We start from the raw sequence: 15,627 nt of genomic DNA, 5'->3' as shown, positions 1-15,627 counted from the left end.
GATGGTCTGCGTTTCGCGATTCGTGAAGGTGGTCGTACCGTTGGTGCCGGCGTCGTCGCCAAAATCATCGAGTAATTGTTGATGTAATGTGAAAGCTGCGCTACAACCCGTGCAGCTTTCTCTTTAAAGAGTACAGGCCAATAGCTCAATTGGTAGAGTATCGGTCTCCAAAACCGAGGGTTGGGGGTTCGAGACCCTCTTGGCCTGCCAAACACCTGATGCATAAGGTGTCATAGATAAAAAAGTTAAAGCTATGATCAATAAAATCAAACTGGCTTTATCCCTGTTATTGTTAATTTTGGGGATTGCCGGTTTTTATCTTTTTGAAGATAAAGCAATGGTTATTAGAATACTTGCCGTGTTGGCAGGTATTGTCGCGTCTGTGGCAGTCGCATGGACTGCGCCGCAAGGAAAGCAGGCGCTCGGGTTTTTTAATGAGTCTATTGCGGAAGCAAAACGAGTCGTTTGGCCAACTCGCCAAGAAACCATGCAAACAACACTGGCTGTTGTGGTGCTGGTGGTGATTATGGCTATCTTCCTGGCATTGGTAGATGTCAGTTTTGCCTACATGGTGCAATGGATTATGGGTAGGGGTGCTTAATGTCAATGCGTTGGTATGCAGTTCAAGCCTTCTCCGGCATGGAAAAATCTGTGAAAGCCGGTCTGGAAGAGCGTATTGCGAGATCTAACTTGCAAGATCAGTTTGGTGACATTCTGGTGCCGGTGGAAGAAGTGGTTGAGCTGAAAAATGGTCAGAAGACTATTTCCGAGCGTCGTTTGTATCCTGGCTATGTGCTGGTACAAATGGAAATGACCGATGAAAGCTGGCACCTGGTCAGAAGTACGCCTCGTGTGACTTCATTTATCGGTGGAACTGCGCAGCGCCCAACCCCGATTAAAGATAAAGAAGTAGAGATTATCCTGCGTCGCATGGATGACAGCAAGTCAAATCCAACCCAGAAGATGACTTTCGAAAAAGGCGAGAGCGTGCGCGTGATCGATGGTCCATTCAAGGATTTCGCCGGCAGTGTGGAAGAAATCAATTACGACAAAAACAAACTGCGTGTTTCCGTGGTGATTTTTGGCCGCGCGACACCGGTTGAACTCGACTTTGCGCAAGTCGAAAAAGAAGTTTAAGCAATAAAAAGCTTAGTAGTAGTTTTTATCAACGGGGAGCTCACAAGAGCGCTTGCACCCATTCAAGGAGTCTAAAATGGCAAAGAAAGTCATTGGCTACATCAAACTGCAGATCCCTGCAGGTAAAGCCAACCCAAGCCCACCAGTTGGTCCAGCACTGGGCCAGCGTGGTTTGAACATCATGGAATTCTGTAAGGCGTTTAACGCTGCAACCCAAGGCGTTGAGCCAGGCTTGCCAATTCCTGTGGTGATTACTGCATTTGCAGACAAGAGCTTCACATTTGTGATGAAAACGCCGCCGGCGACTATTCTGATCAAAAAAGCGGCGAAACTGGAAAAAGGTTCTCCACGTCCTCATACAGACAAAGTTGGCAAAATTACACGTGCACAAGCTGAAGAAATTGCTAAAACTAAACAGCCTGATCTGACGGCTGCTGACCTGGATGCTGCTGTACGTACCATCGCTGGTAGCGCACGCAGTATGGGCATCGAAGTGGAGGGTGTATAACATGGGTAAAAGAATTGATGCGTTGCGCGCCAAAATCGACCGCAACAAACTGTATCCAGTCGCTGATGCACTGAACCTGGTTAAAGAAGGTGCAGCTGCCAAATTCAACGAATCTGTTGATGCCGTTGTGAACCTGGGTATTGATCCACGTAAATCCGACCAGTTGGTGCGTGGTGCAATCGTATTGCCTAACGGTACCGGTAAATCCGTACGCGTTGCAGTATTCGCACAAGGTGCACAAGCTGAAGCGGCTAAAGCTGCTGGTGCTGACATCGTTGGTTTCGAAGATCTGGCTGAGCAAGTTAAAGGCGGCATGCTGGACTTTGACGTAGCGATTGCAACGCCTGATGCCATGCGTATCGTGGGTGCTCTGGGTCAAGTATTGGGTCCAAGGGGTCTGATGCCAAACCCCAAAGTGGGCACTGTGACACCTGACGCAGCCACTGCTGTGAAAAACGCTAAAGCCGGTCAAGTGCAATACCGTACTGATAAAGGTGGTATCGTACACTGCACAATCGGTCGTGCTTCATTCACTGTTGAACAATTGCAAGGCAACCTGTCTGCATTGCTCGAAGCATTGAACAAAGCTAAACCAGCTAGCTCCAAAGGGGTATACCTGAAGAAACTGTCTATCTCCAGCACCATGGGTCCTGGCGTTCGTGTAGACCAGGCTTCAGTCGCAGCTTAAGAATCAAGTCCTCATTCTGCGGAATGAGGCAAGTACTTTGGGCTTGAGTCACGGTTGCGTATGCAGTTGTGGCTCAAGAACATCAAAGACCGTTGGTGTGTTTCACTTAATAGATAGTGTCATATAAATGGGCGAGTAATCCTCTGTTTATAGATACTTGAAACCAGCGCAGATGGCGATCCCCAACACAGGATATTTCCATGCCCTGAACAAGGACGCCGTGAGTGGCTCGATGCAAATCGGGCTTTCATTAACGGAAGGAGAACAGACCTTGAGTCTTAATCTTACAGAGAAAAAAGAAGTCGTTGCCGAGGTAGGCGCCCAAGTGGCGAATGCACAGTCAATCGTACTTGCCGAGTATCGTGGTATTGGCGTTGCCAATATGACGAAACTGCGTGCTGACGCACGTGCGGCAGGTGTGTATTTGCGTGTGTTGAAAAACACCTTGGTTCGTCGTGCAGTTGAAGGTACGCCTTTTGCTGTATTGGCAGACGACATGGTTGGCCCACTGGTTTATGGTATTTCTACAGACCCAGTGGCGGCTGCCAAAGTATTGAACAACTTCGCGAAAGATAACGAATTGTTCGTACTGAAGGCAGGTGCGATGGCGAATGAGCGCCTTGATGTTGCCGGTGTTAAAGCATTGGCAGCGACATTGGGTCGCGAAGAATTGCTGTCCAAGTTGGCGGGTACGCTCAACGAAATCCCAACCAAGTTTGCTCGTGCCGTTGCAGCAGTGCGCGACGAAAAAGAAAAGCAAGCGGCTTAATTTTAATCAATACATTTTTAGGAAATTTATATCATGGCAATTTCTAATGCTGACATCTTAGATGCAATCGGTAGCATGACCGTAATGGAGCTGACCGCTTTCGTTAAAGAAATCGAAGAGAAGTTTGGTGTTTCTGCTGCTGCAGTTGCAGTTGCTGGTGGCGCTGCTGCCGGTGGTGCTGCGCCAGCTGCTGCTGAGCAAACTGAGTTCAACGTTCTGTTGAACAGCGCTGGCGACAACAAAGTGAGCGTCATTAAAGCAGTGCGTGAACTGACTGGCCTGGGCTTGAAAGAAGCTAAAGACCTGGTTGACGGTGCACCAAAAGCAGTTAAAGAAGGCTTGAGCAAAGCTGACGCTGAAGCTGCTGTTAAGAAATTGATCGAAGCTGGCGCTACAGCTGAGATGAAATAATTCACTTTTGTGAATCTGGCTGGGCTGACGGGAGACCGTCGGCCTTCGCCATTTCTGGCGTTGCAGATTATTAATAAATTGTTATTGCCAGTGCAGATGTTGTAAAAGGTGTGTTGTGGCCGCATATAGTTAATCCATCGGATTAATTAAGTGGCTGATTTTAAATACGAAGTTAGATGTCAAAACATTGCAGTGGATGAAAAGTGTTTTGTCTTCTACCCTCAAAAATTTCAGGAGACGCTATGAGCTATTCCTTTACCGAAAAGAAACGCATCCGCAAGAGTTTTGCCAAGCGCGACAGCGTTCAAGAGGTTCCTTACCTGCTGGCTATGCAGCTGGAATCCTACAAATCATTCCTGCAAGAAAATGTGCCTGTAGACCAACGTAAGAACGAAGGCCTGGAGTCCACTTTCCGTTCCATCTTCCCGATTGTTAGCCATTCCGAGAATGCACGCCTGGATTATGTGAGCTACCAGTTGGGTGCAGAGCCATTTGATGTCAAAGAGTGTCAGCAACGTGGTCTGACTTATGCCGTGCCTTTGCGCGTAAAAGTGCGTTTGACCATTATGGACCGTGAAGCGTCCAAACCAACGGTGAAAGAAGTCAAAGAGCAGGAAGTGTACATGGGTGAACTGCCACTCATGACCGAAAACGGTTCTTTCATTATCAACGGTACTGAGCGCGTAATCGTGTCCCAGTTGCATCGCAGCCCAGGTGTGTTCTTTGAACATGATCGTGGTAAAACCCATAGCTCCGGCAAGCTGCTGTTCTCTGCACGTATCATTCCTTACCGTGGTTCTTGGCTGGATTTCGAATTTGATCCTAAAGATTATCTCTATTTCCGCGTAGACCGTCGCCGCAAAATGCCAGTGACGATCCTGCTGAAAGCACTGGGCTACAACCCGGAACAAATCCTGGAAACATTCCACGATACTGACACTTTCCACATCGGCCCCAAAGGCGTGGAATTTGAGTTGGTGGCAGACCGCCTGCGCGGTGAAGTGGCCAAGTTTGATATTACAGACAAAGACGGTAATGTGCTGGTTGCAAAAGACAAGCGCATTACGGTGAAACACATCCGTGATATCGAAAAAGCCGGCATCAAAGCGATGGCTGTGCCTACCGATTTTATTATCGGCCGTGCTGTTGCCAAAAATATCATTGATACCGACAGCGGTGAATTGATTGCTAACGCAAACGATGAAATTACACCAACACTGCTGGAAAAACTGGTTGAAGCAAAAATCAGCGAGATCGATACGATTTACACCAATGATCTGGACCACGGTGATTTCATTTCGCAGACATTGCGTAGCGATGAAATTCCTGACCAGTACAGTGCACGCGTGGCGATTTACCGCATGATGCGTCCTGGTGAGCCGCCAACCGAAGAGGCGGTAGAAGCATTGTTCAACGGCCTGTTCTTCTCAGAAGATCGTTACGACCTGTCTGTGGTTGGCCGCATGAAGTTCAACCGCCGTGCTTACCCAAGCAAGCTGGAAGACCGCACAGCAGCATGGATGCGTCGCTTCTACGAAAATGTTGGCCCACAAGGTGATACCGGTGCCAACGTATTGTCTAACGAAGATATTCTGGCTGTGATCGGTGTATTGATCGAGTTGCGCAATGGCCGCGGCGAGATCGACGATATTGACCACCTGGGTAACCGTAGGATCCGTTCAGTGGGTGAATTGGCTGAGAACCAGTTCCGTGCCGGTCTGGTACGTGTTGAGCGTGCAGTGAAAGAGCGTTTGTCTCAAGCTGAATCAGAAAACCTGATGCCGCATGACTTGATCAACGCGAAACCAGTGTCCAGTGCCATCCGTGAATTCTTCGGTTCCAGCCAATTGTCACAATTTATGGACCAGACTAACCCGTTGTCCGAGATTACGCACAAGCGTCGTATTTCTGCATTGGGCCCAGGTGGTTTGACACGTGAACGTGCTGGTTTTGAAGTACGTGACGTTCATACAACCCACTATGGTCGTGTATGTCCAATTGAAACGCCGGAAGGTCCAAACATTGGTTTGATCAACTCCCTGGCATTGTATGCACGTACTAACGAATATGGTTTCCTGGAAACGCCATACCGTTTGGTAGAAGGCAACAAAGTTAGCGATCAAATCAACTTCTTGTCCGCGATTGAAGAGAGCCAGTATGTGATTGCCCAGGCAAACACCGAAGTGTCTAAAGATGGCGGCTTTAAAGAGGATCTGATTTCTGCACGTTTCCACAACGAATTTACCATGACCCAGCCAGACCGTGTACAGTACATGGACGTGGCGCCAGGCCAGATTGTGTCTGTAGCGGCTTCATTGATTCCTTTCCTGGAACACGATGACGCGAACCGTGCATTGATGGGTGCCAACATGCAGCGTCAAGCGGTGCCATGTCTGCGTGCTGAAAAAGCCGTGGTTGGTACAGGTATTGAGCGTACGGTAGCGGTTGACTCCGGTACTGTCGTGACTGCCCGCCGTGGTGGTATGGTGGATTATGTCGACTCAGGTCGTATTGTGATCCGTGTACATGACGCTGAAGCGCAAGCGGATGAAGTTGGTGTAGATATCTACAACCTGACCAAATACACACGTTCTAACCAGAACACCAACATCAACCAGCGTCCGTTGGTTAAAGTGGGCGATATTATTGCCCGCGGTGACGTGGTGGCTGACGGTGCATCTACTGACATGGGTGAATTGGCCCTGGGCCAGAACATGCTGGTCGGCTTTATGCCTTGGAACGGTTACAACTACGAAGACTCGATCCTGATCTCCGAGCGCGTGGTGGCTGATGACCGCTACACTTCCATTCATATTGAAGAGCTGTCAGTGGTGGCACGTGATACCAAGCTGGGACCTGAAGAGATTACCCGTGATATTTCCAATCTGTCCGAGCGTATGCTGGGCCGCCTGGATGACTCCGGTATTATCTACATTGGTGCTGAGGTGGAAGCCGGTGACGTGCTGGTCGGTAAAGTGACACCAAAAGGTGAAACCACTTTAACGCCAGAAGAAAAACTGCTGCGTGCGATTTTCGGTGAAAAAGCGTCTGACGTAAAAGACACTTCCCTGCGCGTGCCATCTGGCATGACAGGTACTGTGATCGACGTACAAGTGTTCACGCGTGAAGGGATTGACCGTGATGCACGTGCGCAACAGATCATTGATGACCAGTTGTCTCACTACAAGAAAGATCTGGGCGACCAGATGCGTATTGTGGAAGACGATACGTTCGGCCGTATCAGCCGCCTGCTGGTTGGTAAAGCTGCCACCGGTGGTCCTAACAAGCTGAAAAAAGGCGATACACTGAACCAGGAATACCTGGAGAGCGTAGGTCGTTATGACTGGTTCGACATCCGCTTGAGCGATGAAGAAGCTGCACGTCAACTGGAGCAATTGAAAGACAGCCTGAGCCAGGCGCGTATCGAATTTGACAACAAGTTCGAAGAGAAAAAACGTAAACTGACCCAAGGTGACGAATTGCCACCTGGCGTACAGAAGATGGTGAAAGTGTATCTGGCGGTGAAACGTCGTATCCAGCCTGGTGACAAGATGGCGGGTCGTCACGGTAACAAGGGTGTGATCTCCAAAATTTGTCCAGTTGAAGATATGCCACACATGGCTGACGGTACACCACTGGATATCGTGTTGAACCCGCTGGGCGTTCCTTCACGGATGAACATCGGCCAGATTCTGGAAACGCATTTGGGTTGGGCTGCTAAAGGTCTGGGCAAACGCCTGGGCGACATGTTGCAAGCCGAAGCTAAAGTGGCTGAAATCCGTGGTTTCCTGGATAAAATCTACAACAGCAGCACCGGCAAGAAAGAAGACATTGCTGGCCTGACTGACGTGGAAGTGATTGACCTGGCAACCAACCTGAAACACGGCGTGCCGTTCGCGACACCAGTGTTTGACGGTGCAGCTGAAACCGATATTCGTGCCATGCTGGATCTGGCTTTCCCGGATGAAGACGAGCACACCAAGAAACTGCAGTTCCACGCAGGTAAAACACAGGTGAAACTGTTTGATGGTCGTACCGGTGATGCTTTCGAGCGTCCCGTGACTGTTGGTTACATGCACGTACTGAAATTGCACCACTTGGTCGATGACAAGATGCATGCACGTTCAACCGGTCCTTACAGCCTGGTGACACAACAGCCGTTGGGTGGTAAAGCCCAGTTCGGTGGTCAGCGCTTCGGTGAGATGGAAGTTTGGGCACTGGAAGCTTATGGTGCGTCATACACCTTGCAAGAGATGTTGACAGTGAAATCAGATGACGTGAATGGTCGTACCAAAGTGTACGAAAACATCGTCAAAGGTGAGCACAAAATTGATGCGGGTATGCCTGAATCATTCAACGTGTTAGTGAAAGAAATCCGTTCACTGGCCATTGATATTGATTTAGACCGTAACTAAGCCCGCCATTAAGGAGAGTCTCTATGAAAGCGTTATTAGATTTATTTAAACAGGTTACGCAAGAAGAAGAGTTCGACGCGATCAAGATCGCGCTGGCTTCACCTGAAAAAATCCGTTCATGGTCCTATGGCGAAGTTAAAAAGCCTGAAACCATTAACTACCGTACCTTCAAACCTGAGCGGGACGGTTTGTTCTGCTCCAAAATCTTTGGCCCGATCAAGGATTACGAGTGCTTGTGCGGCAAATACAAACGCCTGAAACACCGCGGTGTGATTTGTGAGAAGTGTGGCGTTGAAGTCACACTGAGCAAAGTGCGTCGTGAGCGCATGGGCCACATTGAGCTGGCTTCACCAGTAGCGCATATCTGGTTCCTGAAATCCTTGCCTAGCCGCTTGGGTATGGTGCTGGATATTGCTTTGCGTGACATCGAGCGCGTGCTGTACTTTGAAGCATTCATCGTCATCGATCCAGGCATGACACCACTGACCCGTGGTCAATTGCTGACAGAAGATGATTACATTGCCAAAGTTGAAGAGTACGGTGATGAGTTCAACGCCGTGATGGGTGCCGAAGCGATTCGCGAACTGTTACGCACGATGGACATTGATCGTTCTATCGAAACCCTGCGTAGCGAGTTGGCTGCTACCGGTTCTGAAGCCAAGATCAAGAAGATCGCCAAGCGCCTGAAAGTACTGGAAGCATTCCAGAAATCCGGCATCAAGCCAGAGTGGATGATCCTGGAAATCCTGCCGGTATTGCCACCTGAGTTACGCCCATTGGTACCACTGGATGGCGGCCGTTTCGCAACGTCTGACCTAAACGATCTGTATCGTCGTGTGATTAACCGTAACAATCGCTTGAAGCGTTTGCTGGAGCTGAAAGCACCGGAAATCATCGTGCGCAATGAGAAGCGTATGCTGCAGGAAGCGGTTGACTCACTGCTGGACAACGGTAGGCGCGGTAAAGTGATGACAGGCGCGAACAAACGCCCATTGAAATCACTGGCTGACATGATTAAAGGTAAAGGCGGTCGTTTCCGTCAGAACCTGTTGGGTAAGCGCGTGGACTACTCCGGTCGTTCAGTGATTGTGGTTGGTCCACAACTGAAACTGCATCAGTGCGGTCTGCCTAAGAAAATGGCGCTGGAACTGTTCAAACCATTCATCTTCCACAAGCTGGAAGTATTAGGTCTGGCGACTACCATCAAAGCAGCTAAGAAGAAAGTTGAAGAGGAAGGACCAGAAGTCTGGGATATCCTGGAAGACGTGATTCGTGAGCATCCGGTTCTGTTGAACCGTGCGCCTACGCTGCACCGTTTAGGTATCCAGGCGTTTGAGCCGGTACTGATCGAAGGTAAAGCGATCCAGTTGCACCCATTGGTGTGTTCAGCCTTTAACGCCGACTTTGACGGTGACCAGATGGCGGTGCACGTCCCATTGAGCCTGGAAGCACAGATGGAAGCGCGCACCCTGATGCTGGCATCCAATAACGTGTTGTCTCCAGCCAACGGTGAACCCATCATTGTGCCGTCACAGGATATCGTGTTGGGTCTGTACTACATGACCCGCGAAAAAGTGGCTGCACGCGGCGAAGGCATGATCTTCAGTGACATCAAGGAAGTACAACGCGTGTACGACCAAGGCCTGATTGACTTGCACGCCAAGGTAACGGTACGTATCCGTGAATTCGAACTGGATGTGACCGGTGAGAAAACCGAGAAAATCAACCGTTATACAACAACGGTCGGTCGTGCCTTGCTGTCTGAAATCCTGCCACCAGGCTTGCCATACAGCTACATCGACAAGGCATTGAAGAAGAAAGAAATTTCACGCCTGATCAACGCCAGCTTCCGTAAGGTGGGCATCCGTGAAACAGTGATTTTCGCTGACAAACTGATGTACACCGGTTACTCATACGCGACTAAAGCAGGTATCTCTATCAGCATCAACGATATGTTGGTGCCGCCAGAGAAAGAGCAATTGATTGCTGCTGCTGATGCGGAAGTAAAAGAGATCGAAGACCAGTATGTGTCCGGTCTGGTAACTCAAGGTGAGCGTTACAACAAAGTGGTCGACATCTGGGGCCGTGCCGGTGACAAAGTGGCTGACGCCATGATGAAACAGCTGCGCGAAGAAGATGTAAAAGACGCTGACGGTAACGTGGTGAAGAAAGACGGTAAAGTTGTACGTCAGGAATCATTCAACGCGATTTACATGATGGCCGACTCCGGTGCCCGTGGTTCTGCGGCGCAGGTACGTCAGCTGGCTGGTATGCGTGGCCTGATGGCGAAACCGGATGGCTCCATTATTGAAACGCCGATTAAAGCGAACTTCCGTGATGGCCTGAATGTGTTGCAATACTTTATTTCTACCCACGGTGCACGTAAAGGCCTGGCTGATACGGCGCTGAAAACAGCGAACTCCGGTTACCTGACTCGTCGTCTGGTAGACGTGACGCAAGACCTGGTCGTGACTGAGCATGATTGCGGCACTGTTGAAGGGTTGGTCACCAAGGCGTTAGTCAAGGGCGGTGAAGTGGTTGAGCCATTGCATGACCGTATCCTGGGCCGTACTTCAGCTTTAGATATCCTGCATCCTGAAACTCAGGAAGTGGTATACGAAGCAGGTACTTTGCTGGGTGAAGACGAAGTCGAGAAAATCGATGCCTTGGGTATTGATGAAGTCAAAGTGCGTACTGCACTGACTTGCGACACGCGTTACGGTATTTGTGCCAAGTGTTACGGTCGTGACCTGGGTCGCGGCAAACTCATCAGTATGGGTGAGGCTGTAGGTGTGATTGCGGCGCAATCCATCGGTGAACCAGGTACACAGTTGACCATGCGTACATTCCACATCGGTGGTGCGGTATCGCGTGCGGCTTCTGTTTCACAGGTAGAAAGTAAGTCTAATGGTGTATTGAGCTTTACTTCTACGATGAGATACGTAACTAACTCACGTGGTGAGCAAATTGTGATTTCCCGTAACGGTGAAGTTGTGATTTCTGACGACAATGGCCGTGAGCGCGAAAGCCATAAGATCCCTTACGGTGCGACACTGACTGTGACCGATGGTAAAGCAGTGAAAGCTGGCCAGGCACTGGCTACATGGGATCCGCATACTCGTCCGATTATTACCGAGTACGCTGGTCGCGTGAAGTTCGAGAACGTTGAAGAGGGCGTGACTGTTGCTAAACAGGTGGATGAAGTTACTGGCTTGTCCTCTCTGGTAGTTATCGATCCTAAGCAGCGTGCAGGTTCATCCAAAGGCTTGCGCCCACAGGTGAAATTGCTGGATGCCAATGGCGTGGAAGTGAAGATTGCTGGTACTGAAACACCAGTCAACGTGACTTTCCAGCTGGGTTGCATTATTACCGTGAAAGATGGCCAGGAAGTTGGCGTGGGTGAAGTGCTGGCACGTATCCCGCAAGAGTCTTCCAAAACCCGTGATATTACCGGGGGTCTGCCACGTGTAGCCGAGCTGTTCGAAGCGCGTTCACCAAAAGATGCCGGTATGCTGGCTGAGGTGACTGGTACTGTTTCATTTGGTAAAGATACCAAGGGTAAACAGCGTTTGGTCATCACTGACCTCGACGGTATTACCAGCGAGTTCCTGATTGCTAAAGACAAGCACGTGACCGCGCATGATGGCCAGGTGGTGACCAAGGGTGAGTCTATTGTGGACGGCCCGGCTGATCCGCAAGACATCCTGCGTTTGCAAGGCCGTGAAGCATTGGCACGTTACATCATCGATGAAGTGCAAGACGTGTATCGCTTGCAGGGCGTGAAAATTAACGACAAGCATATTGAAGTAATTGTGCGCCAGATGTTGCGTCGCGTGAAAGTGCAAGATGCCGGCGACACCAGCTTTATCCCTGGTGAGCAGGTTGAGCGTGCAGATCTGTTGATCGAAAACGAGACTATCGTTGCGCAGGACAAACGTCCGGCAACTTTCGAATACGTGCTGCTGGGTATTACCAAAGCATCGCTGTCTACCGATTCGTTCATCTCTGCGGCGTCCTTCCAGGAAACCACACGTGTATTGACCGAGGCAGCGATCTTGGGCAAACGCGACGATTTACGTGGCCTGAAAGAAAACGTCATTGTGGGTCGCCTGATTCCAGCCGGTACCGGTTTGGCATATCACGAATCCCGCAAGCGCGCAGCTGTTGCTTCCCTGACGCCGGGCGTGGCAGAACCTTCAGAAGCGATGCTGGCTGCTGAAGCGATGTTTGCACCGGAAGAAGTGATTGAAGAGGCTGCTGCCGACGATAACGCAGCCGAATAATTCGATCACTGTTGTCCCTGAACTCAAGGGGTGTCTTGCAAGAATATTGCTTGACACCCCTTGACTCATTTACTAAAATGTTGGGTTTCTCAGAATGGCCTTATTGTCACAATAAGGCATTATTGTTGATATGCCGTCAACACATGGGTCTTCCTGGTCCAGTTGATGGTTTTTTAAAGGTGAAGAGGTTAAGGCAATGCCAACCATTAATCAGTTAGTACGTAAACCACGCGTTAAAGTGGTAACCAAGAGCAAGGTTCCAGCCCTGGAATCCTGCCCGCAGAAACGTGGTGTATGTACACGTGTATATACCACAACGCCAAAAAAACCAAACTCTGCGTTGCGTAAGGTGGCTAAAGTGCGCCTGACCAACGGCTACGAAGTGATTAGCTACATCGGCGGTGAAGGCCATAACCTGCAAGAGCACAGCGTGGTGCTGCTGCGTGGCGGTCGTGTAAAAGACTTGCCAGGTGTGCGTTACCACATGGTGCGTGGTAGTCTGGATACGGCTGGTGTGAAAGACCGTAAGCAGTCTCGCTCCAAATACGGTGCCAAGCGTCCTAAAGAAGCTAAAGCTTAATTTGTTGCGTGTGTTTGGACGGATTGTCCATTTTTTAATAGCGGCTGAAATGCCTTGCGAGTGTCGTTGCTAGCAAAAATTTAATTGAAAGAGAATTGATATGCCAAGACGTAGAGAAGTCCCCAAACGTGTAATCTTGCCGGATCCAAAATTTGGTAGCCAGGAAGTATCCAAATTTGTAAATGTGCTGATGACAGGTGGCAAGAAATCTGTTGCCGAGCGCATCATTTACGGTGCCTTTGATCAGGTGGCCAGCAAGAGTGGCAAAGATCCGCTGGAATTATTCACCACAGCGTTGAACAATTTGCGCCCTATCGTTGAGGTGAAAAGTCGCCGTGTTGGTGGTGCCAACTACCAGGTGCCTGTTGAAGTGCGTCCTAGCCGTCGTAGTGCGTTGGCAATGCGCTGGTTGCGTGATGCAGCGCGTAAACGTGGTGAAAAATCCATGGGCCTGCGTTTGGCGGCTGAATTGATTGAAGCGGCTGAAGGTCGTGGCGCTGCGATGAAGAAACGTGAAGAAGTTCACCGTATGGCAGAGGCAAACAAAGCCTTCTCACACTTCCGTTTTTAATTAAACGACTCGTTCTTTAATAATTAGTTGAATTGATAGCAAAGGTAAACTATCGTGGCACGTAAAACCCCTATTGAACGCTACCGTAATATTGGTATTTCTGCGCACATTGACGCAGGTAAGACAACCACTACAGAACGTATTCTGTTCTACACCGGTGTGAACCATAAAATTGGTGAGGTGCACGATGGTGCAGCGACCATGGACTGGATGGAGCAAGAGCAGGAGCGTGGTATTACCATTACTTCTGCAGCGACTACCTGTTTCTGGAAGGGCATGGATTTGTCCTTGCCTGAGCATCGATTCAACATTATTGATACCCCTGGGCACGTAGACTTCACGATTGAAGTTGAGCGTTCCATGCGCGTGCTTGACGGCGCCTGTATGGTGTACTGTGCCGTGGGTGGTGTGCAACCACAATCTGAAACTGTTTGGCGCCAGGCCAACAAATACAAAGTGCCTCGTCTGGCCTTTGTCAACAAAATGGACCGTTCCGGTGCCGATTTCTTCAAAGTCGTCGACCAGATGAAAACGCGCTTGCGTGCAAACCCGGTGCCTATCGTTATTCCTATTGGCCGTGAAGATACCTTTACTGGCGTGGTTGATCTGATCAAAATGAAAGCCATCATCTGGGATGAGGCTTCTCAAGGCATGAAATTCACGTATGGTGATATTCCTGCTGATCTGGTTGAGACAGCCGCCAAATGGCGCGAGCAGATGGTTGAGTCCGCTGCTGAAGCAAGTGAAGAGCTGATGAACAAATACCTGGAAAATGGTGACCTGGAAGAAAAAGATATCGTATTGGGTATTCGTACGCGTACTATCGCTGGTGAAATCCAGCCTATGCTGTGTGGTTCTGCATTTAAAAATAAAGGCGTACAGCGTATGCTGGACGCGGTTGTTGATTTCCTGCCATCCCCAATCGATATTCCTGATGTAACAGGTGAAGACGATGATGGTAAGCCAGCCAGCCGTAAAGCGGATGACAAAGAGGGCTTCTCTGCCTTGGCTTTCAAGCTGATGACGGATCCCTTTGTTGGCCAGTTGACATTTATCCGCGTTTACTCTGGTGTATTGAATAAAGGCGATACTGTTCTGAACTCTGTCAAGGGTAAAAAAGAGCGTATCGGCCGTATCGTTCAGATGCACGCGAATAACCGTGAAGAGGTTGATGAAGTGTTGGCGGGTGACATCGCGGCCTGTATCGGCTTGAAAGAAGTCACTACAGGTGAATCCCTGTGTGCTCCAGACAAGCCTATCATCCTAGAGCGTATGGTATTCCCTGAACCAGTGATTCACGTTGCGGTTGAGCCAAAAACCAAGAGCGACCAGGAAAAAATGGGCTTGGCACTGGGTCGTCTGGCGCAGGAAGACCCTTCTTTCCGTGTGCGTTCCGACGAAGAATCCGGCCAGACCATTATTTCCGGTATGGGTGAATTGCACCTGGAAATTCTGGTTGACCGCATGAAGCGTGAATTCAACGTTGAAGCTAACGTGGGTGCTCCTCAGGTTGCTTACCGTGAAGCGATCCGTAAAGCGGTCGAGGTTGAAGGTAAATTCGTTAAACAGTCCGGTGGTAAAGGCCAGTACGGTCACGTGTGGCTCAAAATGGAACCTAACGAAACTGGCAAAGGCTACGAGTTTGTGGATGCGATTAAAGGTGGTACCGTGCCACGTGAATTTATCCCTGCGGTGGATAAAGGTCTGCGTGAAACGATTCCTGCCGGTATCTTGGCTGGCTTCCCGGTGGTTGACGTGAAAGTAACCTTGTTTGATGGTTCATACCATGACGTTGACTCCAACGAAAACGCGTTCAAGATGGCGGCTTCTATCGGCTTCAAAGATGGTATGCGTAAGGCGGACCCTGTATTGCTCGAGCCTATGATGGCAGTGGAAGTGGAAACGCCAGAAGAGTACATGGGTGATGTAATGGGTGACTTGTCTTCACGCCGCGGCATCATCCAGGGTATGGACGACATGCCTGGCGGTGGTAAAGCAATCAAGGCTGAAGTGCCGTTGTCCGAAATGTTTGGTTATTCCACGGTTGTGCGTTCCTTGTCACAAGGTCGTGCCACTTACAGCATGGAATTCAAGCACTACTCTGAAGCACCGAAAAACGTTGCTGATGCAATCATCAACAAAAAATAATTATTTAATTAAAGTATTGAATTAAAGGAAAAAATCATGGCAAAAGGCAAATTTGAACGTACCAAGCCACACGTGAACGTTGGTACGATTGGTCACGTTGACCACGGTAAGACCACA

At 49.6% G+C, this 15,627-nt stretch carries 12 protein-coding genes and 1 tRNA gene; all 13 read left to right on the top strand.

Features of this window, described 5'->3' with window-relative positions; translation table 11 throughout:
* The coding region (locus BLP53_RS13435; RefSeq protein WP_223268883.1) for an EF-Tu C-terminal domain-related protein at positions 1 to 75 on the top strand (75 nt) is incomplete at its 5' end.
* Positions 76 to 134: 59 nt separating this feature from the next.
* A tRNA-Trp gene (locus tag BLP53_RS13430) sits at positions 135 to 210 on the top strand.
* Between the two features lie 43 nt (positions 211 to 253).
* A complete protein-coding gene (secE, locus tag BLP53_RS13425; protein WP_091473235.1) occupies positions 254 to 601 on the top strand; it encodes a preprotein translocase subunit SecE in 348 nt (115 codons plus the stop codon).
* On the top strand, positions 601 to 1,137 hold the full coding sequence (nusG, locus tag BLP53_RS13420) for a transcription termination/antitermination protein NusG (protein ID WP_091473232.1): 537 nt from the start codon (positions 601 to 603) through the stop codon (positions 1,135 to 1,137). The genes secE and nusG overlap by 1 nt, the downstream gene beginning before the upstream one ends.
* 76 nt (positions 1,138 to 1,213) lie before the next feature.
* Positions 1,214 to 1,645, top strand: coding sequence for a 50S ribosomal protein L11 (gene rplK, locus BLP53_RS13415; protein ID WP_091473229.1), 432 nt, complete (start codon positions 1,214 to 1,216; stop codon positions 1,643 to 1,645).
* Between the two features lies 1 nt (position 1,646).
* Positions 1,647 to 2,333, top strand: coding sequence for a 50S ribosomal protein L1 (rplA, locus tag BLP53_RS13410; RefSeq protein ID WP_091473226.1), 687 nt, complete (start codon positions 1,647 to 1,649; stop codon positions 2,331 to 2,333).
* A gap of 271 nt (positions 2,334 to 2,604) precedes the next feature.
* Positions 2,605 to 3,102 (top strand): 50S ribosomal protein L10, encoded by a 498-nt coding sequence (gene rplJ, locus BLP53_RS13405; protein WP_091473239.1) that lies wholly within the window; start codon positions 2,605 to 2,607, stop codon positions 3,100 to 3,102.
* A 33-nt stretch (positions 3,103 to 3,135) separates the two neighbouring features.
* A complete protein-coding gene (gene rplL / locus BLP53_RS13400; protein WP_091473223.1) occupies positions 3,136 to 3,513 on the top strand; it encodes a 50S ribosomal protein L7/L12 in 378 nt (125 codons plus the stop codon).
* Between the two features lie 242 nt (positions 3,514 to 3,755).
* Entirely contained in the window at positions 3,756 to 7,928 is a 4,173-nt protein-coding gene (gene rpoB / locus BLP53_RS13395) for a DNA-directed RNA polymerase subunit beta (RefSeq protein ID WP_091473220.1), read from the top strand.
* 23 nt (positions 7,929 to 7,951) lie between these two features.
* Positions 7,952 to 12,211 carry a DNA-directed RNA polymerase subunit beta' gene (gene rpoC / locus BLP53_RS13390; RefSeq protein WP_091473217.1) on the top strand — a complete coding sequence of 1,420 codons (4,260 nt, stop codon included), beginning with the start codon at positions 7,952 to 7,954 and terminating at the stop codon, positions 12,209 to 12,211.
* 196 nt (positions 12,212 to 12,407) lie between these two features.
* The gene (rpsL, locus tag BLP53_RS13385; RefSeq protein ID WP_091473213.1) at positions 12,408 to 12,791 is read left to right on the top strand and encodes a 30S ribosomal protein S12; all 384 of its coding nucleotides are present in this window, start codon (positions 12,408 to 12,410) and stop codon (positions 12,789 to 12,791) included.
* 100 nt (positions 12,792 to 12,891) lie between these two features.
* Positions 12,892 to 13,362, top strand: coding sequence for a 30S ribosomal protein S7 (gene rpsG, locus BLP53_RS13380; protein WP_091473210.1), 471 nt, complete (start codon positions 12,892 to 12,894; stop codon positions 13,360 to 13,362).
* A gap of 54 nt (positions 13,363 to 13,416) precedes the next feature.
* Positions 13,417 to 15,510, top strand: a complete 2,094-nt coding sequence (fusA, locus tag BLP53_RS13375) for an elongation factor G (RefSeq protein WP_091473207.1) — start codon at positions 13,417 to 13,419, stop codon at positions 15,508 to 15,510.
* The last annotated feature ends 117 nt before the right edge of the window (positions 15,511 to 15,627 follow it).

Origin of the sequence: Methylophilus rhizosphaerae (genome assembly GCF_900100975.1) — a bacterium.
GTDB classification, from domain to species: Bacteria; Pseudomonadota; Gammaproteobacteria; order Burkholderiales; family Methylophilaceae; genus Methylophilus; species Methylophilus rhizosphaerae.
Note: the sequence above shows the minus strand (reverse complement) of the source record. Positions and strands in the feature narration are given on the sequence as shown.